Raw genomic sequence first — 25,775 nt, 5'->3', positions numbered from 1 at the left:
CCTTCCATTCTATTTGTTATTAAGGTGATGAATCTTGCATGTTCATTTGGGATAATACATATCCAGCTTTCCATAATTGCTGGCTCAACTTATGGGGACTAATTTGTATCGTTACGGTAGCTCCATTTGAAAAATGAATTTTAGCTTGTTTAGCTTTTTTGAAAAACTCTATTGTATGAACATGTTTGAAGAAAAGCCAAATGCAATTTGGAGAAGCAGGAGATTCTGTTGGGAAAGCACAAATATATTCTCTATGATTGATCGGAATTGGAACGTTTTGTTTGAATTTAAATTTTGTTTTTACGGCATTACGTCTCCCTTGATAAGTAGAATGAATATTTGTTAGACAAGATTTCTGTATAAGTTGGAGAGCAGTTTGACAGGAGTAAAGATGGTTCCCGCTACTGTCGATAATTTTTGTGCGGTAATAAGGGTGTTTACATGGTTCAAGCATCATTGTAGAACTAGAAATAAAAATGTTGTTTTCATTATCCATAATTCTATATCCTCCCTTATAATTTTTATTCCGAATATAATTATATATAAATTAAGTAAATTTACTGTTAATATTCTATTTCATATTGTAAATTTTGTCTATTCGTTTACAATCAATAGGTGATAGTCTTTCTAATTTGCATCGCTTGTACATATATATGAAAATAGAAAAGAGTAGGCGGTGATATAGTATGAAGAAAAAGTATATTATTATGGCTTTAGTTGTCGTTCTCCTAGTATATTTAGCAAACAGTAATCCGAGTAAGGGCGAATATACAGAATGGGCAGCGAAGCAGTTTATGAAGCGTAATGATGTGAGTAAGAAGCTAGATGAAGTTCAAAAAGAGAATGAAGAGGGTCTCCTTGGCGACTTGGCATCGGCCGGTAAAAAGTTAGCGAAAAAGTATGTTGAGCCACAAGTTGGGTTATTAATTGATCATTATACGAAGCGAAATGATTATATATTCTTCTCAACATATACGACTGAGTTTGATATAGGTGAAGAACATTATAAGTACGTATGCGTCGGTTTCTCAAAGATTTTTATTCCGATTGAAATGCCGAAGAAAAAAGACGAATCTGCAAAATGATGCAGATTCGTCTTTTTAATTTTATAGAGTAATTGGAACTTCAGATACATTTTTTTCTACAAGGCGAGCTCCCTTTTTTCTTGTATTTTCATCAATGGATGAAAATACAGATGAGGCAAGGATTGTATCCATTACTTGATTTACGACTTGTGCATCGATTGGTGTGATGGGCGTATCGATAGAAAAAACGACTGTTTTTCCATCTTCCTTCGCGAAAATCAACTCTAGTACTTGCATGTGTTATTCCCTCCTTTGTATTTATCCCGCTATTTACGGGATTTGGGTCTGCCGGTTAAATTGCGGGCTAATAATCAGCGGGGATGAATAAAATCCCCACTGATCCGAGTTTTACTTTATAGTTTAGAAAGATCTGATGTGCTTACAAGTTGTACAGCGTGAAGCGGTGATGCTTGTAAGGAAGCTAGAGCATGAGCTACGTTGTGTACTTGATCTAAGCTCGCATTTGTTTTAACACGTTTAAATTGTTTGCTCTTGAAAACTGTTTTGCCGTTCTTATCTAATCCGTTGTTTAAGACAAGACGTAAAGTTAAATCCATTACGATTGTTTCAATTGCCATGTGTATCACCTCCTTTCACTTTATAAATAGGGTACAAATGTCATGTTTTGGCGTGAAATTTTTTCTTTTTTTTGGTACCCTTAAAAGATTAAGAGAGGAGAATTCTGGATAATGAATCGTAAATGGTTATTTTGGATTCCTGTATTACTATGGATGGGGCTGATTTTCTATTCTTCGGCACAACCATATAAAAAGCAGGATATGCGTTCAGATATTGAACAATATGTAAATGTTGAATTTGTGAAAGAGCATTTTTCATGGGTATCTATTGATTATGGTGGAGGAACCCCTGTTAGTATTGCGAATAAAGGGGTAGGCGGATTTATTGAGTTTTTCCTTCGTAAAGGTGCTCATTTTATGGTGTTCTTTATGCTAGGTTCATTGATTTATTACGCTTTTCATCGATCAGGTTATTCGAGGAAAAGATGTTTTATATATGCCCTTCTTTTCGTTGCCGGTTATGCAACATTTGATGAAATTCACCAATGGTTTACGGGAGACCGTACACCAATGTGGCAAGATTCATTGCTTGATACGTGCGGCGGGTTAACGGGGATTATAATAAGTAATTGGTTTTGGAATAGAAAAAAGCGCTAATCTCATTTTGAGATTAGCGCTTTTTTTGCGGGTAGTAAAACTCCACTTAACTGGCCTGATTCAAGTTTCACTTTATACACCAAGTAATTCTTTTAGTTCGTCTGTTGATAGTTCAGTCATCCAACTATCGCTTGTGATGACAGCATTGTTTAGAGATTGTTTTCTTTCTAGCATTTCATCAATTTTTTCTTCTAATGTTCCTGTTGTAATGAGTTTGTGAACATGAACAAATCGTTTTTGACCAATGCGATATGCGCGGTCTGTTGCTTGATTTTCCACAGCTGGATTCCACCAACGATCGTAGTGAATGACATGGTTGGCAGCGGTTAAGTTTAATCCTGTTCCGCCAGCTTTTAAGGATAAGATGAAAATATCATACGTTCCGTTTTGGAACTCCTCAATCATCTTGTCGCGATCTTTTTTCGGTACACTACCGTTTAAGAAGAGGACACGCTGGCCGAATTTTTCTTCTAGCACACGTTTTAGCATGTTCCCCATGCCGATATATTGAGTGAAGATGAGGCAACTTTCATTTTGATCTTTTATATTTTCTATGAGCTCCATCAACGTTTTTGTTTTCATAGAGCGTTCAACGACATTTTGTGGCTCTTCTTCTTTTAAATAAAGAGCTGGATGATTACAAATTTGTTTTAGCTTGTTCAGCATAAGTAATATAAAGCCGCGTCTTTCAATTCCACTTAATCCTTCGACATTTTGCAGTGTATCTTGAACAAGTTGTTCATATAAGGAAGCTTGTTCACCAGTAAGAGGACAGTAAGCTTTTTGTTCTTGTTTATCTGGTAAATTTAATGCGACTGTTTGATCTTTCTTCGTTCGGCGCAGTAAAAATGGTGAGATAAACCGTTGAACTTGCTGGATTTTTCCTTCATCACGATCCTTTTCAATTGGTGTGACGAAGCGGCGTTGGAATTGCCCTAAGCTTCCGAGATATCCATGATTAATAAAGTCGAAAATGGACCAAAGTTCAGCGAGGCGATTTTCCATCGGTGTACCAGTTAAAGCGATTTTGTGATTTGCTTGCAAGTTTCGTACTGCTTTCGACTGTTTCGTATGTGGGTTCTTAATATTTTGTGCTTCATCCAAAATAACAGCATCCCAGCATAATGAAGTTAGTTCTTCCTCATCGAGTTGAGCCAATGCATAAGATGTTAATACAACATCTGCCGATTGAAGGAAATCTTCAAAAGAATTGCCCTTATCTCTATTACTTCCATAATGTAATTGAACACGTAAATTCGGTGCGAAACGCTCAAATTCTTTTTGCCAATTTCCAAGAACAGATGTCGGCGCTACGATTAATGCAGGGCCTGTTTTGAGATTGTTTTCTTTTATATATAGTAAGTAAGAGATTGTTTGAATACTTTTCCCGAGTCCCATATCGTCAGCTAGCAATGCTCCAAATCCAAGTTTTCGTAAATATAATAACCATTCAATGCCGTGTTGTTGATACGGACGAAGTGTTGCGTTTAGTGAAGTAGGGACATCTACTTTTGGAATATCTCCAATATGAAGCAGCTTTTGGAATAGTTCCTCATAATATCCATCTAGTTCGATTTCAATATCAGTAAACGGACTATCATCTTCTACAATTTCTGTTTCAGCCGTATTTGATAAATGTTGCTGCAGGACATCTTTCATCTCTAGTCCGTATTTATCGGCACGGTTCATGAGTTTCCTTACTTCTTCGATAAAGGCTGGATCTAGTCGCATCCATTGACCGTTTATATTGAATAGACGTTTATTTTGTTCAACGAGTTCGAAAAATTCGCTTTCTGATAAATCAATGCCGTTCGTCGAAATGCGCCAATCAAAATTAACGAGCGTATTCATACCGAAGAACGATTGTGTTTGTGCTGTATTTTGCTTCAGCTGGACACGTAATTTTGGTTTTGTTGCTTTTAAATTTTGCCACCATGATGGTAGTAAAATTGTAATACCGGCTGCAAGTAACTCGTCGCTTGCTTCTGTTAAGAAGTTCCACGCTTCTGTTTCAAAGAGTTCATTTCGGAACGTATCTCCTTCTTTTAACCACGGTATGAGTTTACTAAAACCTTCTTGTGTTTCTGTAATCCGTTCTTCGTAATCGTGCCATCTTTTCGGTAAGGAATCGATGTTTTCATATACATATATGCGATGCGCCCCGCGCTTTGGTGTCACAATTGTTTCAAGCTTCCACATTTCAAATTCTTCTTGTGGTTCTTGTAGTCTTAGTCCGATTGTAAACGGAAGATCATCTTCAATATAACCAATTTTCCGAAGCCAATCTTCTTCATGTAGTGCTGTTTCCAGTTGTCTTTTCGTAAAGTCATAATGTTCATATAGTCTTTTAGCATCTTCCCAGCCGTCATTTGAGCGGTTGTCTTGTAATATGCTTTCATTTACTGCTGCTGAGAAAAGCGATGCTAATGTGTCATCTTCAATTGGTGTATTTTGAACTTTCCAAGATGGTTGTTTAGGCCAATGATTCATATCTGGTACGAAACTACCACTCGTAAAGGCATCCCATAGTTCATTTGCATCTTTCGTAAGTGCTGTAATCGTGCCGTTTATTTGAATATGTGCAAAGGAATTCATCGGTTTGTTTGCAATGTATTCAAAGGCTTGTGCATTTGTTAGCAGCACACCTTGTTTTCCTTCGAAGGTTGCTTCTTTTAGAAACGTACCGTAGAAAGAAGTGGAGTGCCATGTGAATGCATTTCGTTTCCAACTTGTTACGGATAATGGAGTACCGCTGTCATTTTCTCCCCAAAGGAACCAACCTTGACTAACATGCTGGAGCCTAATTGTTACTTCAGTTTGATTGATCATCGATTAATTTTCCTTTCCGTAATTCCTCTTGTAGTGCACGCAGACGTGAATGGAGATTGGCGATGTGAATAATGAAAGCATCCCATTCATCGGTGCGTTTTAATCGTTTATATAATGTACGTAATTTCTTTAAGTAACGAACTGCACGTTTATATGATTTACGATTTCGTTCTTCAATCGCCTCTACAGCAGCAAGATGGTAAAGAGGAAGTGCCACTTCTGGCGCTTCTTTTTCAATATCTTTCAGTGGCTCTTTCAACAGTTCGATTGCCTCAAATCCATATAAGAGATGAAGCTCTGCCCATGTGCGATACTGTTTTTTCGCGAGTACGTACTGTTCGTAGTTTGTGAAACTATACGGTAATAGTTCTTGTAAAATCATTTCAAAACCAGCTTGTTCATTTGTATGTGTTGCGTATGTTTCATACATGATTACAAATAGCCGAACGATATCTTTTATGAAAGTCGTATTTTCGTGATCTTGGATCGTTTTCTTTACTTGTTTATACGTAAAGGAAAGCCAGTTTTTTGCACGATCCCATTGCATGGCACTTAATAGTTCTTCTAACCAATAGAAGTATAGACTCACAACAGAAGCAGGTTGTTTCTTTAGTAAGTCCATCGCTAGTACATCTTCATCATTTAAAAAGAGAAGATGAGAAGACGCTAATGCTTTGGATAGTGGATTGATTTTCGTATCGATTCGTTTTTCTTCCTCTTGTATGTTCTCTTTATTGTTTAAAAGTTCACTCCATATGTGACGATAAATGAAAAATCGCTCTTGCGTATAAGCATCGGTAGAGAAGAATACTTCATGAACGAGACGAGCTGTTTCTTGCAAAATTATTTCAGACTCTGAAGGAATCGCTTCTGATTGTAAGTCCCGAACGATGGATTCCACTTTATCTACAAATAGGCGAACGACATTAACAGGTTGGTGATAAGAATACGTTTTGTTTGCTTCGAATGCCTGAATTTCTTCTAATAATTTTTGAAAGCAGTAAATTGCTGCATGTAACCTGAATAATTCATGTATGGCGATGACGCGCGGAGCTTTCCGCTCAAGCTTCGTATAGAAATCTGTAAAGATACTCATAAGAAAATACATTTGTTTATAAGTAAGGCGAGCTTGTTCTTTTTTAAATGAATCATATTCTTTTTCAAAATATGATTCCCAACTTTTATAATCCGTTTCTTCAAAAGCTGATGATTGCAATACTTGTCTTGCAGTTCTAATAGGAGGAAGGGAAGGTTTCGTATTATTTTTAAATAAAGTTAATACATCTCCTACTTGCCCGAAACTAGACGCTGCAGATAGTAATACAGCGAGCATATGCTCACATTGTGTTGGTGCGAAGCAATCACAATAACTTTCAGCGACATTACGAATCGGAATATGAACGCTATATACGTTGCCTTCCGCATCTACAGTTCCTGATAGTGTATAACCATCAAAGTCAACGTTGTAGACAACACCACTACGATATAGGTGCCGAGCTGTAGCGACATGTTCCTGATCAGCTGTTTGCTGCGGATCTAGTCCTTGAACGAACTCATTCGCAATCATCATAATTTCATCTTTCGTAATTGAGTGTTGCAGCATAATATTCCTCCGTACACATATTTCTTTCCTTTACCATTATAAACAAAAAATGCTCAAAACAGAAAAAATGAAATTTGGATTACATAACTTGAAAATCATGGTAATATATAAAATGTTAATTTTGTATATTAATATATACGTATAGGAGGAGAAATAATTTGTCAGATTTACAGACGAAGTTAGGTAGTGGAATGAATAAGTTACAAGAAGGAATAGAACAAGGGAAAATGAAGTTGCAAGTTGCACAAGAAATTGCTCAATTGAAAAAGGGAATGCAAGTGCAAATGCAGAAAAAAGCAGAGGTTCTATTAGAGGTTGGGCAGCAAGTGTATGTTCAATTAAGAGGAAGTGGAGTAAATGAAGCGAGCTTAAAAGAAATGATTGCTCCAGTTCAAGAATTTGATGTAGCTATTTATCAAGCAAGAAAGCGCATTGTTGAATTGCAAAAACAACAAGGTGAAAAAGCTACATGTGAATGTGGTGGACCTTTATCAATAAATGATAAGTTTTGTGGTTCGTGTGGAAAACCTAACCCGATGTTAGCAGTAGAAAATGAAGGTGAAACGGTAAATTGTATTTCATGTAATGAGCATATCGATAAAAACTCTACTTACTGTCCAGTTTGTGGAATTAAGCAAAGTGGGGAGTGAATTAAATGTATTGTCGCACATGTGGAAAACAACATGGTGAAGAAGTAAATTATTGCCCAAATGAAGGTAGTATGGAGATTGCAGGAGCTATAGATGCAGTAACATTAGAAAAAGATACTGCAAAATACTGCAAAGGTTGTGGCAGTGAAAATGCTCAAAAAAATTTATATTGTCAAAAGTGCGGGTATTCTTTATCTGTTGTGAAGAAAAAAGAACAATCTGTAAAATTGCCTACAATGGATGGTGCTCCTAAAGTTGAATTTAAAGCAGATAAAGCCGTTTTACAAAAAGGTTTTATTGGTGGGGCTGTTGCAAGTATTCTCATGTTAATTGCTGGTTGGATTGGTAGTTTATTATTTGCTTCTATGTTAAGTGAGATGTTTAGCAAATTTGCGAAAGAATTAGAAATGTTGCCAAGTTTTTATTCGAGTGCAACTTCTACGATGTTAAGTTACCATTTACTTGGTTTTACAGCTAACGATGATAGTGGGTTGATATTTTCTTTATCTTGGCATACTCCATTTACATTATTATTAATCATTCCATTTATTATTTTCGCTGGTACAGGAATTTGGTTAGGGAAACAGCATGTTGCGAAAACGATTAAAGATCAAATCTTTATGGCAGCAACAGTTGGTATTATTTATGGCGTCTTTTTATTCATTATAAGTTTTATAGCATCACAATCTTTTGCAATTCCATTCTCAGAAGCAGGTAAGATTACGGTTGGCTATTCAGCGATTAAGAGTTTATTGAGTGGTTTTGTATGTGGGACATTATTTACCTTATTAGGATTTATTGCTCATACAAGCAAAAACAATATGGCAGTAGCATTTCAAGAGTTAATGCCATATGGAGCGTCTGTGTATTACGGTGTTTCAGCTATGATAAAAGGACTTTTAGTAACAGCGGTAGCGGTTTGTATTATGGCGTTAGTAAGTAAGGAAGACGGTATTGAACCATTAAAAGAAATAACAACTTTAAAATCTGAAAGTACATTATTAGCATTAGAGTTAACACCTCAATTATGGAGTATGGCTCATTTTGCGCCGTTAGAAGTATCAAGTCCAGCACTTAGTAAAGAATTCACTAGAATTGGTAAGAAATCAAATACATATGAGAGCACGCTATCGTTTTCATTTATATCAGGCGTCTCTGTAAATGGCGTAGAGCTTAGAGAGATATTGATTTCAAAAGGAGCAAATGAGGAAAGCCTTGCAGAATTTGATAAAGTGAATAACGTATTCCATTATGGTTTATTACTGCTTATTATTCCATTGTTCTTTATGTTTAGAGCGGGAAGAAAGTTAGCTAAATTACCGACCGCCAATATATATATTACATTAGCGGTATGTAGTGGTTCTTACACAATTATGATGATTGTAATGAATATGATTTCTAAGTTCCAAATTAATGTTTCAGGAACGGTAACAGGTTTATTTGGAACAAGTGGAACGGTATTATCTATGCAAAATTCATTTATATATTTAACTTTGTTTAGCTTGATTGTGACATATGTAGCGGCATTTGCTGGAATGAAATTAGCTAAAAAATAGGAGGAGAGCACGTTGAAGTTTTGTGGAACATGTAAAAAGAACGTTGCAGACCATTTGAACTTTTGTCCGGAGTGTGGGAGTAAAGTAGAAGTAATCGTTGATAACACTGCTGCTTCATATACAGAATTACAAAGCGAGACAAAATCAGTGAAAAGTAAGAAAAATTTATTTTTGATCATTGGTTTTGCTGTTATTGCTGCATTATTATTTGGGGCATATAAATTTGGAGCATATAAGTTTTCAAAAGAAAAGCAAGTAAATGTAATGATTGAAGCATTCCAAAAGAAAGATATTAATGCAATTGATGAGTTTGTAAAAGCGAATGATTCAAGCTTAAAGATTAAGACAGAGGATATTAAAGCGTACATGCGTTATTTAAAAGAGAATCCTTCTTACAACAAACAATTACTGTCTTATTTACAGAAAGAGACAGTAGATCAAAAGTTAACTAAAGATAAATCTTCATTTAAGGACGGGGAAATAGTAGAAGAGGGAAAAGAGTGGTTCTTATATCCAAAGTATAAGTTTAGCATGAAATCTTATTATATGAGCATTAGTACAACTGCAAAAAATGCAGAAATACATGTGAATGACAAAAAAGAAACAGAGCTTTCTAGTGATAAAACTTCGAAAGAGTTGGGGCCATACTTCCCAGGTACATATGTTGTAAAGGCAACGGCGAAGACAGAACTGACTGAATTAGAAACAGAGAAAGAAGTAGATTTAGCGGATGAACAGAGCGAGAAGGTGAAAGTGGATTTATCGCTTGAAGGTAAGTATGTAAGCATTTCTTCTGATGAAAGTGATGCAACTGTATTTGTGAATGGGAAAAAACGTGGAAAATTAAATTATGGAAGTTATAAGCTTGGCCCTGTATCCACAGATGAAACAGTAGAAGTACATTTAGAGAAAACTACTGATTTTGGTGTGATGAAATCTGAAAGTGTTAAAATTGGAGACCAAAGCACGTATTACTTAAAATTCCCGAAAGAAACATCAAGTTCAGCGGTGGGCGAATTTGTAAGAAATCATATTTATGATAACGTACGTGCAATTTCATTAAATGATTTTAGTTTAATTGAAAAGAATTATGATAAGAGCGGGAAATCGTATAAGGAAGACCGTGATTATATACAGTATTTACACAAAAAAGGAATTACAGAAGACTTATTAACGATGGAAGTTCGTAATGTAGAGCGTCAAAGTGATACGAAATATAAAGTAACGACATATGAAGAGTATCATATTCGTTACGGTGATGGATCTGTGAAGTTCAAAAGTTTTAATAACGAACATATTGTAACTGTGAATGGAAATGGAAAGATGTTGTATCATTCTCTTGGTGCAAATAATACGTTGAAATCAGAAGATGTATCTGGTCCAACTCGTTAATATGAGAGAAGCTGTTCAATATTTGAACAGCTTCTTTTTTGTAGCTAAATCGATATTTCGTGTCGAACCGTTGATATATCGTAAGTTATGATAGATATAATTGAAAAATCGTTGATATATTTTTTTACAATTATGAGTGTGTTTCCTTTAATATTTCTTGTACATATGGATCATGTAATATCTGCTCTATAATTGGTAACATGTTTTGTTCAAATGGAATATCGATAGGAAATGGCTTTTGAGAGCCTGGTTTTACTCCATATTGCACAATTTTGTAATGTGTATTGTTTTCAGACTTGAGCACAATTAACTTATAGCGGTTATCATCGCCAGCGAGTGAGAAATCAATAGAAGTAGCGTTATATGTTACTTCATCTTTATATATGTACGGTTTTGGCGTACCAATCCAGTCTACTTTTGCTTGTACATTCATGGGCATAGCCTCCTTATATGTATTATAAATAAATAAAAGCCAGCTCTCAATAAAGAGAACCGGCTTGTAATTTAGCAGTCATTGGTTATTTTAAAATTTTCACTTTAACAGTTTTGCGTCCCCATTTTTGAGCAGCGCTATCTGATCCAAGTAAGATATCGATACGGTTACCTTTAATTGCACCACCAGTATCTCCAGCGATAGCTTCTCCGTAACCTTCTACCCATACTTTAGATCCTAATGGGATTACTTTCGGGTCAACAGCGATCATTTTCATGTTTGGATTCGCAGTTAAATCATGACCCATTGCAGTTAATACACGGCCGCCATATGTGCCACCGTTTTCGCTCGGGTGAGCTGTATATGCTGTAGCTACAACTGTTAACTCACGACCACCAGATGGTTCGCTAGTTTCAGCAGCTTTTACAGCAGGCTTAGCAGCTGGTTTTGCTTGTGCTACAGGTGTTTGAGCCTTAGCTGGTGCTTCAGCTTTAGCAGGAGCCGTTGTTTCTTGTTTCTCAATTACAGGTGCTGTACCTGTTAAGAAAGGAACATGAACATAAGCTGTTTTCCCGTTATATTCAAATTGTAACCACTCATTTTGTACTTGGTTCGTTGTTTCGATTACATCGTCTTTCTTCAACTTTCCAAGAACCTCTGAGTTTGTGTTCGCTTCAGCACGTACGTTTAATACGTTAGCTGTTACGTAGTAGATGCTTTTTGTGAACTCTGCACTTACGAATGCGTCTTTACCGTCTAAAGTAACTTTTGACCATCCGTTCTCTGTATTTTGTACATCTATTTTATTACCGTTTAGTAATTTACCGACAACTTTTGATTCCGTAGTAGGGTTTTCGCGTACGTTTAGTACATCTGTTGTTACAACAGTTTCTGCATTAGCAGATGATGTGAAAATCCCAAGACCAAAAACTGCTGCTGTTGCTATACCAATTAATTTTTTCATGATAGCCTCCATTGCGTTTGTTTTCGTGTCCTCATTATAGCAACAGATTTTTTCGGATTTGGGGAAAACACACAATTACAAACCATTCGTAATAAGTCGTTAATATCCTGTAATATAACAAAAAATATAAGAAAGCGTTTTTCATTCTATATGAATCATAGGTTTCTAGTTATATTCAAAATATTTAATACAACATGTTTTTTTCGACGTAAATAAAAATGTTACAGTGATGTTACATGATGTTTACTAAACGATTACATTCCTTGAGTATTTTACCGTTTTATGGGTAATATAGTTATATAAACATAAACATTTTGTTTGTGAAGCTATAAACACGTGCTATATACTAGCAAAAAAACCGCATAATTGTTACAAAACGAAAGGGTTGCAAGGAAGAAATTTGCCCTTTTTTACATATGTAACATATCCTTTTTTAGGAAAATACATTCCTATCCGCGTTTTTCTCACACAATTTGACAGCAGTATTTCTAACTTGTAGCTCTTGCAGAGTGAAAAGGTTATACGAAAGGTAAGGCTGTCCATAAGAATTCGAATTGGTGAAGGTGAAAGTAAGAAAATCACCGCAAAATTATAGTTTTCTATCCGATTTTACATATCGGAATTTATGTTATTTACAAAAGCGAAACCTACGAAGGGGGATTTGATGAGGAAACTGACAAAAACATTCATCGTTTCATTAACATTATGTATTGCATTTACAATTTGGGGGATTATTCCCGAATCTATTATTGGAAAAGGTAGTTTAGGAAATGTAACAACCGCAATTCAAACTGCATTAGTTAGTAAGTTCGGCTGGTTTTATATTATTTCCGTTTCTATTATTTTAGGTGTGTCTATCTTTTTAATTGTTTCGAAATACGGTTCTATTCGTTTAGGTAAAGATGATGACGAACCTGATTATAGTTATATGACATGGTTTGCTATGCTATTTAGTGCTGGTATGGGTATCGGGTTAGTTTTCTGGGGCGTTGCCGAACCATTAAACCATTTATACGCACCTCCGTTTGGAGAAGGTGCAACTGAGGAAAGTGCGCGTCTTGCACTGCGTTTTTCATTTTTCCATTGGGGATTACATCCTTGGGGACTATATGCGTTTGTAGCGTTATGTATTGCTTACTTTACCTTTAGAAAAGGAAAAGCAAGTACGATTAGTGCGACAGTAGGTCCGTTATTTAAGGGCGGGGAACACGGGCGTATTGCTCATTCATTTGATGTGTTAGCTGTTTTTGCAACTGTGTTTGGTGTTGCAACGTCATTAGGTCTCGGTGCAAAACAAATTGCGGGTGGTGTTAGTTATTTAACATCTATCCCGAACTCATTAACGACACAGTTAGTTATTATTGCAATCGTAACGGTTCTTTTCATGTTATCTGCACAAACAGGTCTTGATAAGGGAATTAAATATTTAAGTAATACGAATATTATTTTTGCGTTTGCACTTATGATCATTGTATTATTTGCGGGTCCAACAAACTTTATTATGAATTACTTCACTTCAACAATCGGTTCTTATATTCAGGAATTACCAAGCATGAGCTTCCGTTTAAGTCCATTAGACGAAGGTGGAAACCAATGGATTCAATCGTGGACAATTTTCTATTGGGCATGGTGGATTGCATGGTCACCATTCGTAGGTACGTTTATTGCTCGTGTTTCACGAGGCCGTACAATTCGTGAGTTTGTTATCGGTGTGTTACTCGTACCGACCGTAATTGGTGCACTGTGGTTCTCCGTTTTCGGCGGAACAGGTATTCATATGGAGCTGTTTGGTGATGCACATATCTTCGAAAAAGTGAAAGAGATGGGAACAGAAGTAGGATTATTCGCTATGTTCGATCAGATGGGCAGCTTTGGATCAGCTTTATCAGTTTTAGGTATTTTACTTATTGCAACATTCTTTATTACATCTGCAGACTCTGCAACATTCGTTTTAGGGATGTTAACGACACATGGTAGTTTAAACCCACCAAATCGTATTAAAATGATTTGGGGTATCGTTCTAGCCGCGATAGCTTCTACGCTATTATATATTGGCGGATTAGAAGCATTACAAACGGCAGCTATCATTGCAGCATTCCCGTTCGTCTTTGTTATTTTCTTTATGATGGCAGCATTATTTAAAGAGTTACAAAAAGAAGGACGTATGAAGCGTCATTAATAATAGAAGGAAAAGAGCTGATTTCATATCAGCTCTTTTTTTATCCCTCTATTTGCTGAGCAGTAAGAACCCCACCTCAAAATTCAGCAAACGCAAATAAATCGAGCTGCTTGTAAAAGCCTGATTGGTGATGGCTAATGAAAGTTTCACTTTATATAGAAGGAATTTGAAATGCGGGTAGGGGAAATAAAATACTTTACCATATAAGTAGTATGCCTTTTATACGAAGAAAAAACGATAGGTTTCGACAATATTCGATCCCTTGCGAATTCTATTCATATTTTTGACAAAAAATTGTCGGAAATGTGTTGTCACGTTTATATATATGTGCTATATTATTTCCTGTAAGCGATTTCAAATAGTTTTAAAGCGCATTCAAGGGGGACATCTAGAATAATGAAACGTTACGAAAGAAAGTGGAAGCATATTTGTTTGAAACGTGTGGCACATCGTAGTGTCCAAGAAAGCACGGAACCTAAGACTGAAACGCGCAAAGAACAGCAAGAGAAGCAATTGGTTCTACAAAAATAGCAATCACTTTTTCGTATATAAATGAAGGTCGATCGTTCGTTGGGGGATGGACGTGAAATTACTTTCAGCTAAGGGGTATTGTCTGATATATAATTTATACGGCAATAAATAAGCACAGAGCATACGGCGCTCTGTGCTTATTTTTATTATTTATCTTTTTTGAATCGAACTGTTTTATCCCAGCCAATGACTTGTTTCTTGCTCTTTGCACGTAAGTATAAGATTAAGCTACGAATAAATAAGTACGTAAAGAGCTGTGCGTACGTAAAGTACATAATAACGCTAATAAAAATATTAGTCGGTGTAAAGGTTCGTTCGACACTCTGGGCACTAAATAATTGAGAAACATATGTAATATATGCGACATACCACATAAATAGTAGCGGAATGCTATATTGAATTTGGAATATCCCGAGTAGCCCAATTACAAACCAAACGTTCGAAATGATTAGGAATAGCCAAAATACAACATACACTAGAACTTGTTGTAAGGAATGAACAAGCAGCTTTCCTTTAAAGAAACTTAATGATGAGAACATTTTTTCTAAAATATATAAATTTCCCTGGAGCCAACGTGTACGTTGTTTAATAAGAATTTTTAAATGCTCTGGTTCTTGTTCCCAAGTAACTGATTCTGGGACGATTGGTAAGAGATAACCTTTTTGTGTAATTCGTAATGTTAATTCAGCATCTTCTGCAATTGCGTAAGGGTCATAGCCACCAAGCTCTTCTAGTGCGGAGCGACGAAGAAGCATGTTTGTTCCTGTCAGCGAGCCCGTTTGGAATAGTAACCAGCGTCCAGATTGCATAAGGAGCTGGAAGATTTGGAATTCTAGCGAAATCATTCGCGTTAACCAGTTTCTTTTTTCGTTTACTGTACGAACGTGTCCAACAGCTCCAACAGCATCTTCAGTTGTTTCAGCGTGTTCTACAAGCATTCGCAGTGCGTGTGGTTCAGGTTGGTTATCTGCATCGTAAACACAGAAGTACTCACCATCTGAAATACTAAGCCCATAGTTTAGTACACGTGATTTACCCTTCGGTTCACCGGGAGGAACACGAATATGACGAATATGAGCATAAGCTTTGTCGAAATCATCTCCGATTTCAGGTGTTTCATCTTGAGAGTTATCATTTAATAAATAAATAGTTAGCTTTCCTGGATATTCAATCTTTGCCATCGCCTCTAAAGTATCTTTAATAACGACGCCTTCATTATGGGCAGGTATGAAAATATCGACGCTCGGATAATGTTCTAGCGTACGATATTTTCGTTTACTATTTCGGTGAATTAAGCCCGCGATTGTTAAGAAAGAGTAGTAAACGAGTAAGCCAGAGAATAGAAAGGCCGTAAAAATAAGTACATATTTAATTGAAAATGTGATACTAATCCAAAAAATGAGTACGCAAAACAGAAGGAATAAAAGAAGTATAACGAGAGTCATCATAACAGTGTCTGTCCTTTGTTTCCAATTTGCTCGCGTGAAATTTTTATATCTTTGATTGCTTCAGCAGCAAGCCATTGCTCCATTTTTGGTTTTAGGCGGTTCATTACAATGTCAGCACCAGCTTCATTTGTGTTTTGTAATAAAATAACTAGCGTATTATTATCATATTCAGCAGCAAGGTCAAAATCATTCCTTACCGTTTCAACTAATAAAGAAGCTACACGGTCCATAACACTTTCCTTTGTATATTTACTAAAGGAAGTGAAATCAAAGTAAACAATAATGCCTGTTTCATTACGACGATTCATTGCAGTCGTTAATAACGCTTGGCGTCTCTCGAATTCTTGTCTTGTTAGTAATTTGGATTCTCCAATATATTGTTCCAATGTTCTCACACGCTCAGTTAAAGCTTTATTTTCATGAATCACTTTTTTCAATAGGTGAGTTGTTATATATACAATGAAGAAGTTAGCTGCCATCAGGAAGTGGGTAATCATATATTGCCATTGATCTGATGTACTCCATAAGTGAAGCCATGCTTGATAGAACAAATAAAATACGGAAATAATGGTTCCTAGTATGAAGAAAATAAATGCTGTTTTGTCAGCTAAAAATAAGAATAGTACATTTACGATTACGTATATTATTGTAAAAATGAGAGCATGCTCATATTTCGTCACATATACAGTAGTAAAATAAAATACAATTTGTAAAATCCACATAGAGAGGATTTTATAGAACTTATCTTTCACAAAACTTTCCTCCTTAAAGCTATTTCATCAATAGATACTTGTAGTATGCGCAATTATTAAGAAATTGACCATGTCGTTAAACTCTTTTGAAGGGCAACAACAAGTAGTATCTCTATTTTCATAAGAAAAATAAAAAGACTTAAACATTATTGTATCATAATGTGCTTATATTTAGGATAAATTGATTAATAGATACATAAAAGACGTTTGGATTGCATGAAAAAAGTCTCCTCTTGTAGAAAGAGAAGACTCTATATAAGTTTATAGGAACATCATACCTGCAACTGCTGCGTTTAAGAAGTTCGCTAATGTACCAGCGATAACTGCTTTAATCCCTAATTGTGCAATTTGTTTACGGCGAGTAGGAGCTAACGTTCCTGTTACACCCAATTGAATTGCGATAGAAGAGAAGTTTGCAAATCCACAGATTGCAAATGTTAAAATTAGATTTGTTTTGTCAGAGAACTCTGCCATGTGTGGTCCTAAGTTTGCGTATGCAACGAATTCGTTGATTGCAAGTTTTTGACCGATAAAGCTTGCTGCTTGTATCGCTTCACCAGGAGAAACCCCGATTAAGATTGCGAATGGTGATAATAAGTAACCAAAGATTAAATCAAGACTAAGTTTAATATCGAACAGAGAACCAACCCATCCTAATAATCCATTTAATAAAGCGATTAATGCGATGAAAGCCATTAACATTGCTGCTACGTTAATAACAAGTTGCATACCTTCAGATGCGCCGCGTGCAGCTGCATCAATAACATTTGCGTCTTCACGTTCTGTAGAAAGTTCAACGTTATTATCTACTTTTTCTGTCTCTGGCATGATTAGTTTCGCAATTAATAAGCTCGATGGAGCCGCCATAATTGCAGCTGCTAATAAGTGCTCTAACGGAATACCCATTGCTGCATAACCGACAAGAACGGATCCAGCAACAGCTGTCATACCGCTTACCATAATAGTGAAGAATTCACTATTTGTTAAGCGTGCTAAGTAAGGTTTAATTAAAATTGGAGCTTCAGTTTGTCCTAAAAATACAGTCGTTACTGAGTTTAGGCTTTCTGCTTTAGAAGTTCCAAGAAGTTTACTTAATGCACCACCAACGATGCTAACAAATTTCTGCATAATACCGAAATAATATAAGATTGCTACTAATGAACTAATAAATACGATTGGAAGTAGTGCTTGAATAAAGAATACAAATCCCCAAGGTCCCTTTGCGTTGACTAAATCCCCAGTAACGAACTTAATTCCCTCGTAAGAAAAATTAATTAATCCTTGAACACCGTCAGCAGCGTGTTTTAAACCTGCTTTACCAGCATCCCATCGTAATACGATAAATGAAAATGACATTTGTAATGCTAGCGCGATTAAAATTGTGCGCCAATTAATAGCTTTGCGGTTGGAAGATAGTAGAAAAGCAATTGCTAATACTCCAATCACGCCGCCAATTCCCCATAAAAGATTCATGCAGTGTATGCTCCTTCCTCATAGTAAAAACAGTGTATAAACCAGTTGTCTATACGTTTACGAATATAACATCTTAAGTAACTTATCATAATGGACATCGGAGGTCAAACGTCTAATGAAAAGTTTAAATAAAAAGAAAATTCTTCAAAAAAACACATATAAAATAAATAGACATGAAATAGGTTATGTTTTTTATGGAAATATATACATTATGATAACGTTATGCATTGTTTTTGCAGAATAAAGTGTATGAAATGGAAGAATGGATACATTATTTTTATAGAGGGAAGGTAGGGGAAAGGGAGTAATGTGTTGAAATCGTACAAAAAAGCCTTCTAGTAAACTAGAAGGCTTTGAAACTATTAATTAAGGTGCTTTCGTGTATCCTAAGAAGTGGCTCTTCCAATAAGAGTTACTTAATGAAGCGATTGCTACACCTTTATCTCCAGCTTGGATAAATGATCCGCCCCCAAGGTAAATACCCATGTGAGAAGGACCAGATTTATAAGTGTTTTGGAAATAAATTAAGTCACCAGGTTGTGGACTTGAAGTTTGTGGTAGGCTACTCCAATATCCTGCAACACTTTGGCGGCTAATGTTATGACCAAATTTCTTAAATACGTGGTAGATGTAGCCACTGCAGTCTACGCCGTTAGCAGAAGTTCCGCCCCAAACGTACGGTACACCTTGCATTGATTTTGCATATGCAAGTACGGAAGAACTGTCGCCGCTATTGTTGCCTGTATTATTATTGCTATTGTTTTGATTGTTATTTTGGTTATTGTTAGGCTTATTATCTACTGCGCCTCCAACTGGTGTTTTAGATAGGTAACGTGTTCCGATATAACCAGTTTGACCGTTGTAGTTAATTTTGCTCCATCCAGAGTTTTCAGAGATTACTTGAACCTTCTGTCCTTGTGGAAGTGCGCCTATGATTCTATAATTTGTACCTTCGCCGCTACGTACATTTAGTGCAGAAGCATTAATGTAGTAGTCGCCAATTGCACCTTGGTTAGGTTTTTCAGGTTGTTTTGGTTGCTCAGGAGTAGTAGTGCCACCTTTAACGAATTTTACAAATTCGCTACTAACAAAGCCTGTTTTTCCTTGGTAATTTACTTTAAACCAACCGTTTTCAGATCCAACTACGTTTAATGTTGTACCATTTAAAACGCCACCAATTACACTATGGTAAGCGGCAGGGCCTGTACGAACACGTAAAGACGTAGCGTTAACTACGTAAGAACCGCCAGTTTGAATAGTTCCATTATTATTGTTTTGCTCTTGTTTGTTGCCTTCTGTAACGTTTTCGTTAGAACCGCCTTTTGTTACGTAGTCTTTGCTTACATAAGCAGTTTGTCCTGCGTAATTGATTTTGAACCAATCTTGAACTTCGCCAACAACTTGTACTACTTGTCCTTTTTTGACAGAACCTACAGTTGTATGAGAAGTGCTAGGACCTGTACGAACGCGAAGGGAAGATACATTTACTGTATAGTTTCCGCTTGCTGGTTTTACTTCTTGGTTGTTATTATTCGTATTGTTGTTTGAAGAACCTGCATTAGAAGAAACGCCAGATACGAATTCGCCACTTACATAACCTACTTGTCCATTATGGTTAATTTTCACCCAACCATTTTCTTGTCCAATTACGTTTAATGTTTGTCCTTCATATACACGTCCAGAAACAGAACTAGATGTGTTAGGAGCTGTACGTACACGTAATACATCAGCGGTAACTTTATTGTTGCCACCTGTACTTACATTGTTGTTTGCTGCGCCACTTTTTGATACAAATTCGCCACTAACAAAGCCTGTTTGTCCATTAATGTTAATTTTGAACCAACCGTTTTCTTCGCCAATCACGTTTAGTGATTGACCGTTATAAACGCGTGAGATGATGTCGTGAGAAGTGCTTGATCCCGCACGAACATGTAATACGCTCGCGTTTACCTTATAAGAGGAGCTGTTTGATGCAGAAGCTTGGACAGTTGTAGCAGCTTTTTGTGTATTTTGTTCAGGTGCAGCTTGAACACTATCAAGTGTAGGTGCTGCTCCTCCTGCTACAGACACTGCCGCAAGACCGGCAAGATACTTTTTCATAATTTGTCGATTCCTTTCTGTCTGTAATGTAGTGAAGAAATATTTACCAACTGTTAAAAATTCTAAAGAGCATGTCGATTACTGTCAAGACTTATATAGGAATCTGAATATGACAAAAAGATTACAAGAAAAAAATCAAGGCATAAAATTACACCTTGATTTCCATTTAAATGCATATATTGAATATGAAAGGACAGAAATTATTCGTGTTTAAGAAGATGCCATATTGGATTGTAATAAGATTTGATTAAAAGATTTTTGCAGTTTTTTGGTGATAGGCCCAACTTGCCCATCTTGAATCGCGGTCCCATCAAGGTGGGTCATTGGTAAAATTTCAATCGTTGTGCCTGTAAAAAAGCATTCATCTGCTTGATAAACGTCACGAACGCTGAAAAGTTCTTCCTGCACAGGAATGTGAAGAGTATTCGCTAAAGAAAGGACATATTGACGAATAATGCCATTTAAAATAAGGTGATTGGCTGGATGTGTGTAAAGCGTTCCGTTTTTAATTAAAAAGAAGTTGGAATGGCTTCCTTCCGTTACAATACCGTTCCTTACGAGAAGTGCCTCTTTACAGCCTTTCCGTTCAGCTTTCGTAGCAGCTAGTACGTTTGGTAATAAATTTAATGATTTAATGTCACAGCGTAGCCATCGAGTATCGGGTTCTGATATAGCGCGTATACCATATTCAATCCATAAAGCTGGTCGTTCTTTTTTTGTAATATAGGCATAAATTGTCGGAGGGTTGTCATATGAAAATACATGTGTGCGAGCTTGTACACCACGAGATACTTGCAAATAAATGGTGCCATCTTCGTGGAAATGGTTTCGTTCAATTAATTTGTAAAGTAAAGTGATGAGCTCAGCTTTTGAGAAAGGGAGCGATAATTCTACTTCTTCCATGGATCGATATAATCTCGTTATGTGCGGATCTAATAAATGAAAGTTCCCTTTATATAGGCGAATAACCTCATAGACACCATCTCCGAACTGCGAACCTCTCTCTTCAAGTTCTATGTACGTTTGTTGTTTTGTTGTATCAATAACTTCATCATTCCAAAGTACAAATTTTTCGTATGCCAATTTCCGTCCCATCCTTTCGTAAGTACGTAAGTAACGTGAAACTTTCATTCATGCGATATAAAAATCACTATAGTAATTTTTATGTGAGCAATTCTCTACATATGACCATATATGTATTTGTAAATCATAGGGAAATAAGGATGATCTACCCCGCATTAACGGCAGTAAAGCCCCTACTTACAAATTCGGGTAGAGCAAAGAAGTGAAGTGGGCGAATCACTGCCCGTAAATGCCCGATTGATGAGGGCTGATTAAAGTTTCACTTTACAGCATTTTGTATATACAAATTCGAAAATAAGAAATGAGAATCCTGCTTTTAAATAAAAAAAAGCAACATTCTTATGGAATGCTGCACAAGGAGGGTAGCTATCTTTCATAGGGACATTGTCTCGTTGAATGCTTTGTGTATGGAAACAAAACAAGTTGAAAGACAATTATAAGAAAGTAGAAACAAAAGATTTACACATTTCTTTAAGGGATCTTACGAAAGATGAGAGATAAGAAATATGTAGAACCTCGTTTACATATTTTATTATAGAGATTCTTCATTAACACTATGTGAATATTTGGTAAAGGTTATGTAATTTTAAAGTTAATGAATATAAGTAGTTGTATGGAAGAAAATAAAAAAGAGGCTGAGATTACTCAGCGCTCTTCTTTTCTTCTTTAATAACTGTTTTTACTTCACCAGTTTTGATCTTATTACTTTCAGAGAAGCGAAGTAAGTCACCTTCAATGATTTTATCAGACATGTTCAATTCATTTTGGGCACGATCAATTAGTGGCTGGGATTCTTCTTTCGGTAATTGTACAACTTCGCCAGTAGCACGGTCATAGAATGTACTGTTTGTGTACATGTATTTATCTGTAACGAAGCTACCGTCACGAAGAACAACGAATCCTTTATTATCAGGTGAGAATACATCATGACCGAATCGAACGTCATTTGTAGAATCTACACCAAGTAAGTTTAGAATAGTTGGTTTAATGTCAATTTCACCAGTTGGTTTCGAAATTGTTTTACCTTCTTTTTGACCTGGAACGTGAATAAACATCGGTGTTTTTTGTAAGTTCATATGGTCAAATGCAGTGATTTCTTCTTTTCCTAAGAACTGTGCCATTGCACGGTTATGGTTTTCAGAAATACCGTAGTGGTCACCGTAGAATACGATTACTGAGTTGTCGTAAATACCTTCTGCTTTTAGACGCTCAATAAAGTGTTTCATTGCTTCGTCTAAGTAACGAGCAGTTACCATGTAACGGTCAAATACTCCATCACCAGAATTGTATTCATCGATTAATTTTGTACTGTCATCGTAAGTGAATGGGTAATGATTCGTTAAAGTAAGGAAGCGAGTATAGAATGGTTGCTTCACTTGTTTTAGCATATCAATAGATTGATCGAAGTACTCGATATCTTTTAATCCCCAGTTTAATTTTGTTTCTGGCGTAATCTTGTAGTCAAGCTCGTTGTAGTAACGATCATAACCAAGTGCTGGATACATAATGTTACGGTTCCAGAATGTTGCGTTGTTTGCGTGGAATACCGACGTGTGATACCCTTGCTGACGTAAAATTTCTGGAGTTGCTGTATATTCATTGTTACCGTGTGTGAAGAATACAGCACCGCGGTCTAGTGGATATAACGAAGTATCTACTAGGAATTCAGCATCAGATGTTTTACCTTGACCAGTTTGATGGAAGAAGTTATCAAAGTAATAACTTTCTTTCGTAAATTGGTTTAAGAATGGTGTAACTTCTTGTCCATTAACTGTTGCACCAATTAAGAATGTTTGTAATGACTCAAGAGAGACAACAATTACGTTTTTCCCTTTTGCAGTACCGAACATATTTGGATCTGGTTTACTTTGTGTTGTTTTTACGTAGTTTTCTGTTTCTTGTAATTTACTACCGTCAGCGAACGCTTTTTGTGAACTTGATTTTGCTTGTAAGCCAAGATCGTATACTTGATGTACATATAATCCTAAGTTTTTAACAAGCATAACGCGGTCGAATGAACGTGTTAATAGTTCTGGGCGTTCAGCTTCTGCAAGTCCTAAGTTTGCGAAGAAAATAGCAACTGTTGATACGAAGTATAGAGAACGCATCGGGCGTGCTACACGCTCTGTAGGTGCAAAGTTCTTCATTTTCTTTAATAGAACGAAGAAAACGATAATGTCTGCAAATGCAAGAATAATTTTGTAGTTAAATAATTCTTTCACACTAGAACCTAAACTTCCGAAGTTAGATGTTTGTCCTAGCACCGGTAATGTAACGAAGTCATTGTAGAATCCGTAGAACATTACGTTACCAACAAGAACGATTGTTAAGACAAAATTAATTCCAAGTGCTATATAGTTACGTTTTTTCCCTTTTGCAAATAATGCAAGACCAACAAGCAGTAATGATGCTGCTAATGGGCTAAGGAATAAAATGAATTCTTGCATGAAAGATTCAAGTTTTAAATCAAAGCTTGTGCGTGTAATAAGGTAAGTTTTCAGCCATAAGGCTAAAGCTACGAATACAGTGAAACGCACATTTTGAAATTGTGATTTCAAGGTTTCTTTCATTCATTTCCACCCTTTCTCTATCAGGCTTGGTCGATTTTGGAGCGAAAAATGCTAAAATAAAAAATACATAGTTTTCTTGGCCATAATTAAAGGTTCTATATTCACCCATATACGACTATAACTATGCATACCCTTTTGGTTTCTTTTGTTGCTCATAAGCATAACGTCATTTCTGTATTATACAACAAAATTCATTTCTGAGAAACACTATAACATTTTACATTTTTTGTATAAGATTTGTCACTACCAGAGAAAACTTTAACATTCGTTTATATGTCCGTCAACTAGAAAATATAACAAAGGTAGAGCAGAATGTTAAGTGGAAGTGAAAATTTTCTTTGTTGAGAAATAAGAAATGAAGATGGGTAAGGGTTATCTAGAAATCTATTATATGAAGGAAATAGTGTGAAAATTAACGAACACTTGTTCTTTTTTGGTTTGTTTGTTACAATAAAAGTTCATTGATAGGTTTTGTGTAATTTCCATGAACTTTTACTGATAACATATTGTAGCTTATTTCTTTTTAAAAATAGGGAGGCTTTTTACATGAAACAAAAATTTTCAGTTGAAGCGTTTTGGAAGAAAGTAAAACATGTTGCAAAGCAAGCAGGGCAATCTGTCATTTATGCAAGTTTATTACTGTTTTACGTTTTGCAAAGACCCGATGTTCCAAAACGAGTGAAAATTATTGTAATTGGAGCACTTGCTTATTTTATTGCACCGATTGATGCGATTCCAGATTTCATTGCTGGAATTGGCTATACGGATGATTTGGGGGCGTTAACGGCCGCACTAATACAGGTGTCGTTATACGTCAATGAAGATGTGAAAGATAAGGCACGAGTGAAGTTGGCAGAATGGTTTGGTTCGGATATAGACACAACATTTATCGATCAGAAATTAGGTCAATAGGTGAAACCTGTCATAAGGTGACAGGACGAACGTAAGCGAGGAAGTGCATTATGCCATCAGGAAGAACGCATACGAAAATTAACTTAATATCCCTTCCGGTTGTTTTGTTTTTGCTCTTTTCGTATGGATTAACAAATTTTGATTTTTTATTAACTTTTGCGATTGGTTTTTTAGTAGGTACTTCATTTTTAACACCAGATTTAGATACGTACAGTAATGCTTATAACAAATGGGGTTTCTTACGTATATTTTGGTATCCTTATAAGAAAGTAATGCCGCATCGATCTTTCTTTACACATACGATTATACTTGGTGATGTAATTCGTATTGCGTACATGTTAATCGTCTTTTCTCCATTTTTATTACTATTAAATGTAATCGCACTGGATGGTAATTTAATAGAAATTGCGAAGAAGCATGAGGTTGAAATTGTAACGTTCTTAATGGGAATTGTTGTGGCAAGTACGCTCCACATTATAGCGGATAAAGTGAATACGCGCCGAAAGAAAATGATGAGAAAAAAGAAGAAACGCAGAAGATAAAGTGAACGAATTAGGAAAAGGGCCCCTTGCAAATTGCAAGGGGCCCTTTTTAAACAAACATTTGTTTAAAATTAAGCTTTCAGCACTTTAATTCCTTTTACAATGTTCCAGATGAAGTAGTATAAGCTGATGATTCCGCAAATAGCTAAGACAATCATTGATCCAATTCCAAGTGTTACATCTGGTTGATCAGATCCAAGACCCATAATTCCTAGAATAGTTACGCCAATGAATGTAGCGATACTTGGAATGATGTGTGTCCATAGAGCACGTTTTGCATGTGGTTTTGTTTCAGCGTCTCCCACGATCCAAACGATAATAGGGAATAAGATAGGGGCAAATAGTACACTAAAGTATGATAACGCAGCTAATATTTTATTTCCGTTCATATATATCACCTCATGAATAATTTCTGTTGTTATACTATTATTATGCAATAATTTTAGCAAACTTCCTATCGATGAACATTACAAGAACGTGACGATTTTGTAAGATTTT

The 25,775-nt window shown here is 36.0% G+C and carries 22 protein-coding genes; 8 read left to right on the top strand and 14 right to left on the bottom strand.

Annotation, left to right across the window (positions count from 1 at the left end; translation table 11 throughout):
- Nucleotides 1–19: 19 nt before the first annotated feature.
- A complete protein-coding gene (locus AC22L0_RS22255; protein WP_000368309.1) occupies nt 20–496 on the bottom strand; it encodes a competence protein ComK in 477 nt (158 codons plus the stop codon).
- 190 nt (nt 497–686) lie between these two features.
- Between AC22L0_RS22255 and AC22L0_RS22250 the strand changes: the two genes are divergently transcribed.
- Nucleotides 687–1,085, top strand: a complete 399-nt coding sequence (locus tag AC22L0_RS22250; RefSeq protein WP_000731405.1) for a DUF4359 domain-containing protein — start codon at nt 687–689, stop codon at nt 1,083–1,085.
- 21 nt (nt 1,086–1,106) lie between these two features.
- On the opposite strand, the gene AC22L0_RS22245 is transcribed toward AC22L0_RS22250, so the two are convergent.
- Both AC22L0_RS22245 and AC22L0_RS22240 read right to left on the bottom strand, forming a co-directional pair.
- The gene (locus AC22L0_RS22245; protein ID WP_001197593.1) at nt 1,107–1,322 is read right to left on the bottom strand and encodes a DUF2922 domain-containing protein; all 216 of its coding nucleotides are present in this window, start codon (nt 1,320–1,322) and stop codon (nt 1,107–1,109) included.
- Nucleotides 1,323–1,438: 116 nt separating this feature from the next.
- Nucleotides 1,439–1,663: a DUF1659 domain-containing protein gene (locus AC22L0_RS22240; RefSeq protein WP_000963861.1), complete on the bottom strand. Its 225-nt coding sequence runs from the start codon at nt 1,661–1,663 to the stop codon at nt 1,439–1,441.
- Nucleotides 1,664–1,774: 111 nt separating this feature from the next.
- On the opposite strand from AC22L0_RS22240, the gene AC22L0_RS22235 reads away from it, so the two are divergent.
- Nucleotides 1,775–2,260, top strand: a complete 486-nt coding sequence (locus AC22L0_RS22235) for a VanZ family protein (protein WP_001080708.1) — start codon at nt 1,775–1,777, stop codon at nt 2,258–2,260.
- A gap of 72 nt (nt 2,261–2,332) precedes the next feature.
- On the opposite strand, the gene AC22L0_RS22230 is transcribed toward AC22L0_RS22235, so the two are convergent.
- On the bottom strand, nt 2,333–5,089 hold the full coding sequence (locus tag AC22L0_RS22230) for a DEAD/DEAH box helicase (protein ID WP_086392946.1): 2,757 nt from the start codon (nt 5,087–5,089) through the stop codon (nt 2,333–2,335).
- Nucleotides 5,073–6,692, bottom strand: coding sequence for an SWIM zinc finger family protein (locus tag AC22L0_RS22225; RefSeq protein WP_087965190.1), 1,620 nt, complete (start codon nt 6,690–6,692; stop codon nt 5,073–5,075). Before AC22L0_RS22225 ends, AC22L0_RS22230 begins: the two co-directional genes overlap by 17 nt.
- Nucleotides 6,693–6,850: 158 nt before the next feature.
- Between AC22L0_RS22225 and AC22L0_RS22220 the strand changes: the two genes are divergently transcribed.
- Genes AC22L0_RS22220 through AC22L0_RS22210 form a run of 3 tightly spaced genes read left to right on the top strand, consistent with a single transcriptional unit; the run spans nt 6,851 to nt 10,290 of the window.
- Nucleotides 6,851–7,342, top strand: coding sequence for a zinc ribbon domain-containing protein (locus AC22L0_RS22220; protein WP_001281753.1), 492 nt, complete (start codon nt 6,851–6,853; stop codon nt 7,340–7,342).
- A gap of 5 nt (nt 7,343–7,347) precedes the next feature.
- On the top strand, nt 7,348–8,898 hold the full coding sequence (locus AC22L0_RS22215; RefSeq protein ID WP_000271640.1) for a zinc ribbon domain-containing protein: 1,551 nt from the start codon (nt 7,348–7,350) through the stop codon (nt 8,896–8,898).
- Nucleotides 8,899–8,910: 12 nt separating this feature from the next.
- Nucleotides 8,911–10,290 (top strand): zinc ribbon domain-containing protein, encoded by a 1,380-nt coding sequence (locus AC22L0_RS22210; RefSeq protein WP_000666896.1) that lies wholly within the window; start codon nt 8,911–8,913, stop codon nt 10,288–10,290.
- Nucleotides 10,291–10,420: 130 nt separating this feature from the next.
- Here the strand turns inward: AC22L0_RS22210 and AC22L0_RS22205 are convergent, their stop codons facing one another.
- A complete protein-coding gene (locus tag AC22L0_RS22205) occupies nt 10,421–10,723 on the bottom strand; it encodes a DUF3910 family protein (protein ID WP_001102542.1) in 303 nt (100 codons plus the stop codon).
- A gap of 85 nt (nt 10,724–10,808) precedes the next feature.
- Nucleotides 10,809–11,687, bottom strand: a complete 879-nt coding sequence (locus AC22L0_RS22200) for a cell wall-binding protein EntA (protein WP_000733346.1) — start codon at nt 11,685–11,687, stop codon at nt 10,809–10,811.
- A 664-nt stretch (nt 11,688–12,351) separates the two neighbouring features.
- On the opposite strand from AC22L0_RS22200, the gene opuD reads away from it, so the two are divergent.
- Nucleotides 12,352–13,866: a glycine betaine transporter OpuD gene (gene opuD / locus AC22L0_RS22195; RefSeq protein ID WP_001230117.1), complete on the top strand. Its 1,515-nt coding sequence runs from the start codon at nt 12,352–12,354 to the stop codon at nt 13,864–13,866.
- Nucleotides 13,867–14,543: 677 nt separating this feature from the next.
- Here opuD and AC22L0_RS22190 read toward each other — a convergent pair.
- The 6 genes from AC22L0_RS22190 to AC22L0_RS22165 form a co-directional block, all read right to left on the bottom strand.
- A complete protein-coding gene (locus tag AC22L0_RS22190) occupies nt 14,544–15,845 on the bottom strand; it encodes a glycosyltransferase family 2 protein (RefSeq protein ID WP_087965193.1) in 1,302 nt (433 codons plus the stop codon).
- Nucleotides 15,842–16,597, bottom strand: coding sequence for a nucleotidyl cyclase domain-containing protein (locus AC22L0_RS22185; protein ID WP_098331211.1), 756 nt, complete (start codon nt 16,595–16,597; stop codon nt 15,842–15,844). Before AC22L0_RS22185 ends, AC22L0_RS22190 begins: the two co-directional genes overlap by 4 nt.
- Before the next feature lie 261 nt (nt 16,598–16,858).
- The gene (locus AC22L0_RS22180; protein ID WP_001051029.1) at nt 16,859–18,070 is read right to left on the bottom strand and encodes a NupC/NupG family nucleoside CNT transporter; all 1,212 of its coding nucleotides are present in this window, start codon (nt 18,068–18,070) and stop codon (nt 16,859–16,861) included.
- A 366-nt stretch (nt 18,071–18,436) separates the two neighbouring features.
- Nucleotides 18,437–20,170, bottom strand: a complete 1,734-nt coding sequence (locus AC22L0_RS22175) for a C40 family peptidase (RefSeq protein WP_087965198.1) — start codon at nt 20,168–20,170, stop codon at nt 18,437–18,439.
- A 210-nt stretch (nt 20,171–20,380) separates the two neighbouring features.
- Nucleotides 20,381–21,265, bottom strand: coding sequence for a D-amino-acid transaminase (locus AC22L0_RS22170; protein ID WP_074595267.1), 885 nt, complete (start codon nt 21,263–21,265; stop codon nt 20,381–20,383).
- Between the two features lie 629 nt (nt 21,266–21,894).
- Nucleotides 21,895–23,823, bottom strand: coding sequence for an LTA synthase family protein (locus AC22L0_RS22165; protein ID WP_000665358.1), 1,929 nt, complete (start codon nt 23,821–23,823; stop codon nt 21,895–21,897).
- Between the two features lie 546 nt (nt 23,824–24,369).
- Between AC22L0_RS22165 and AC22L0_RS22160 the strand changes: the two genes are divergently transcribed.
- Entirely contained in the window at nt 24,370–24,735 is a 366-nt protein-coding gene (locus AC22L0_RS22160) for a YkvA family protein (protein WP_000810369.1), read from the top strand.
- A 50-nt stretch (nt 24,736–24,785) separates the two neighbouring features.
- The gene (locus tag AC22L0_RS22155) at nt 24,786–25,277 is read left to right on the top strand and encodes a metal-binding protein (RefSeq protein ID WP_001139060.1); all 492 of its coding nucleotides are present in this window, start codon (nt 24,786–24,788) and stop codon (nt 25,275–25,277) included.
- 71 nt (nt 25,278–25,348) lie between these two features.
- Here AC22L0_RS22155 and AC22L0_RS22150 read toward each other — a convergent pair whose 3' ends face one another.
- Entirely contained in the window at nt 25,349–25,666 is a 318-nt protein-coding gene (locus AC22L0_RS22150; RefSeq protein ID WP_001014099.1) for a magnetosome magnetite crystal formation protein family, read from the bottom strand.
- Nucleotides 25,667–25,775 lie beyond the last annotated feature (109 nt).

The sequence above is a fragment of the Bacillus sp. LQ01 genome, from assembly GCF_057624735.1.
This window is presented reverse-complemented; position numbering and strand designations above follow the sequence as displayed.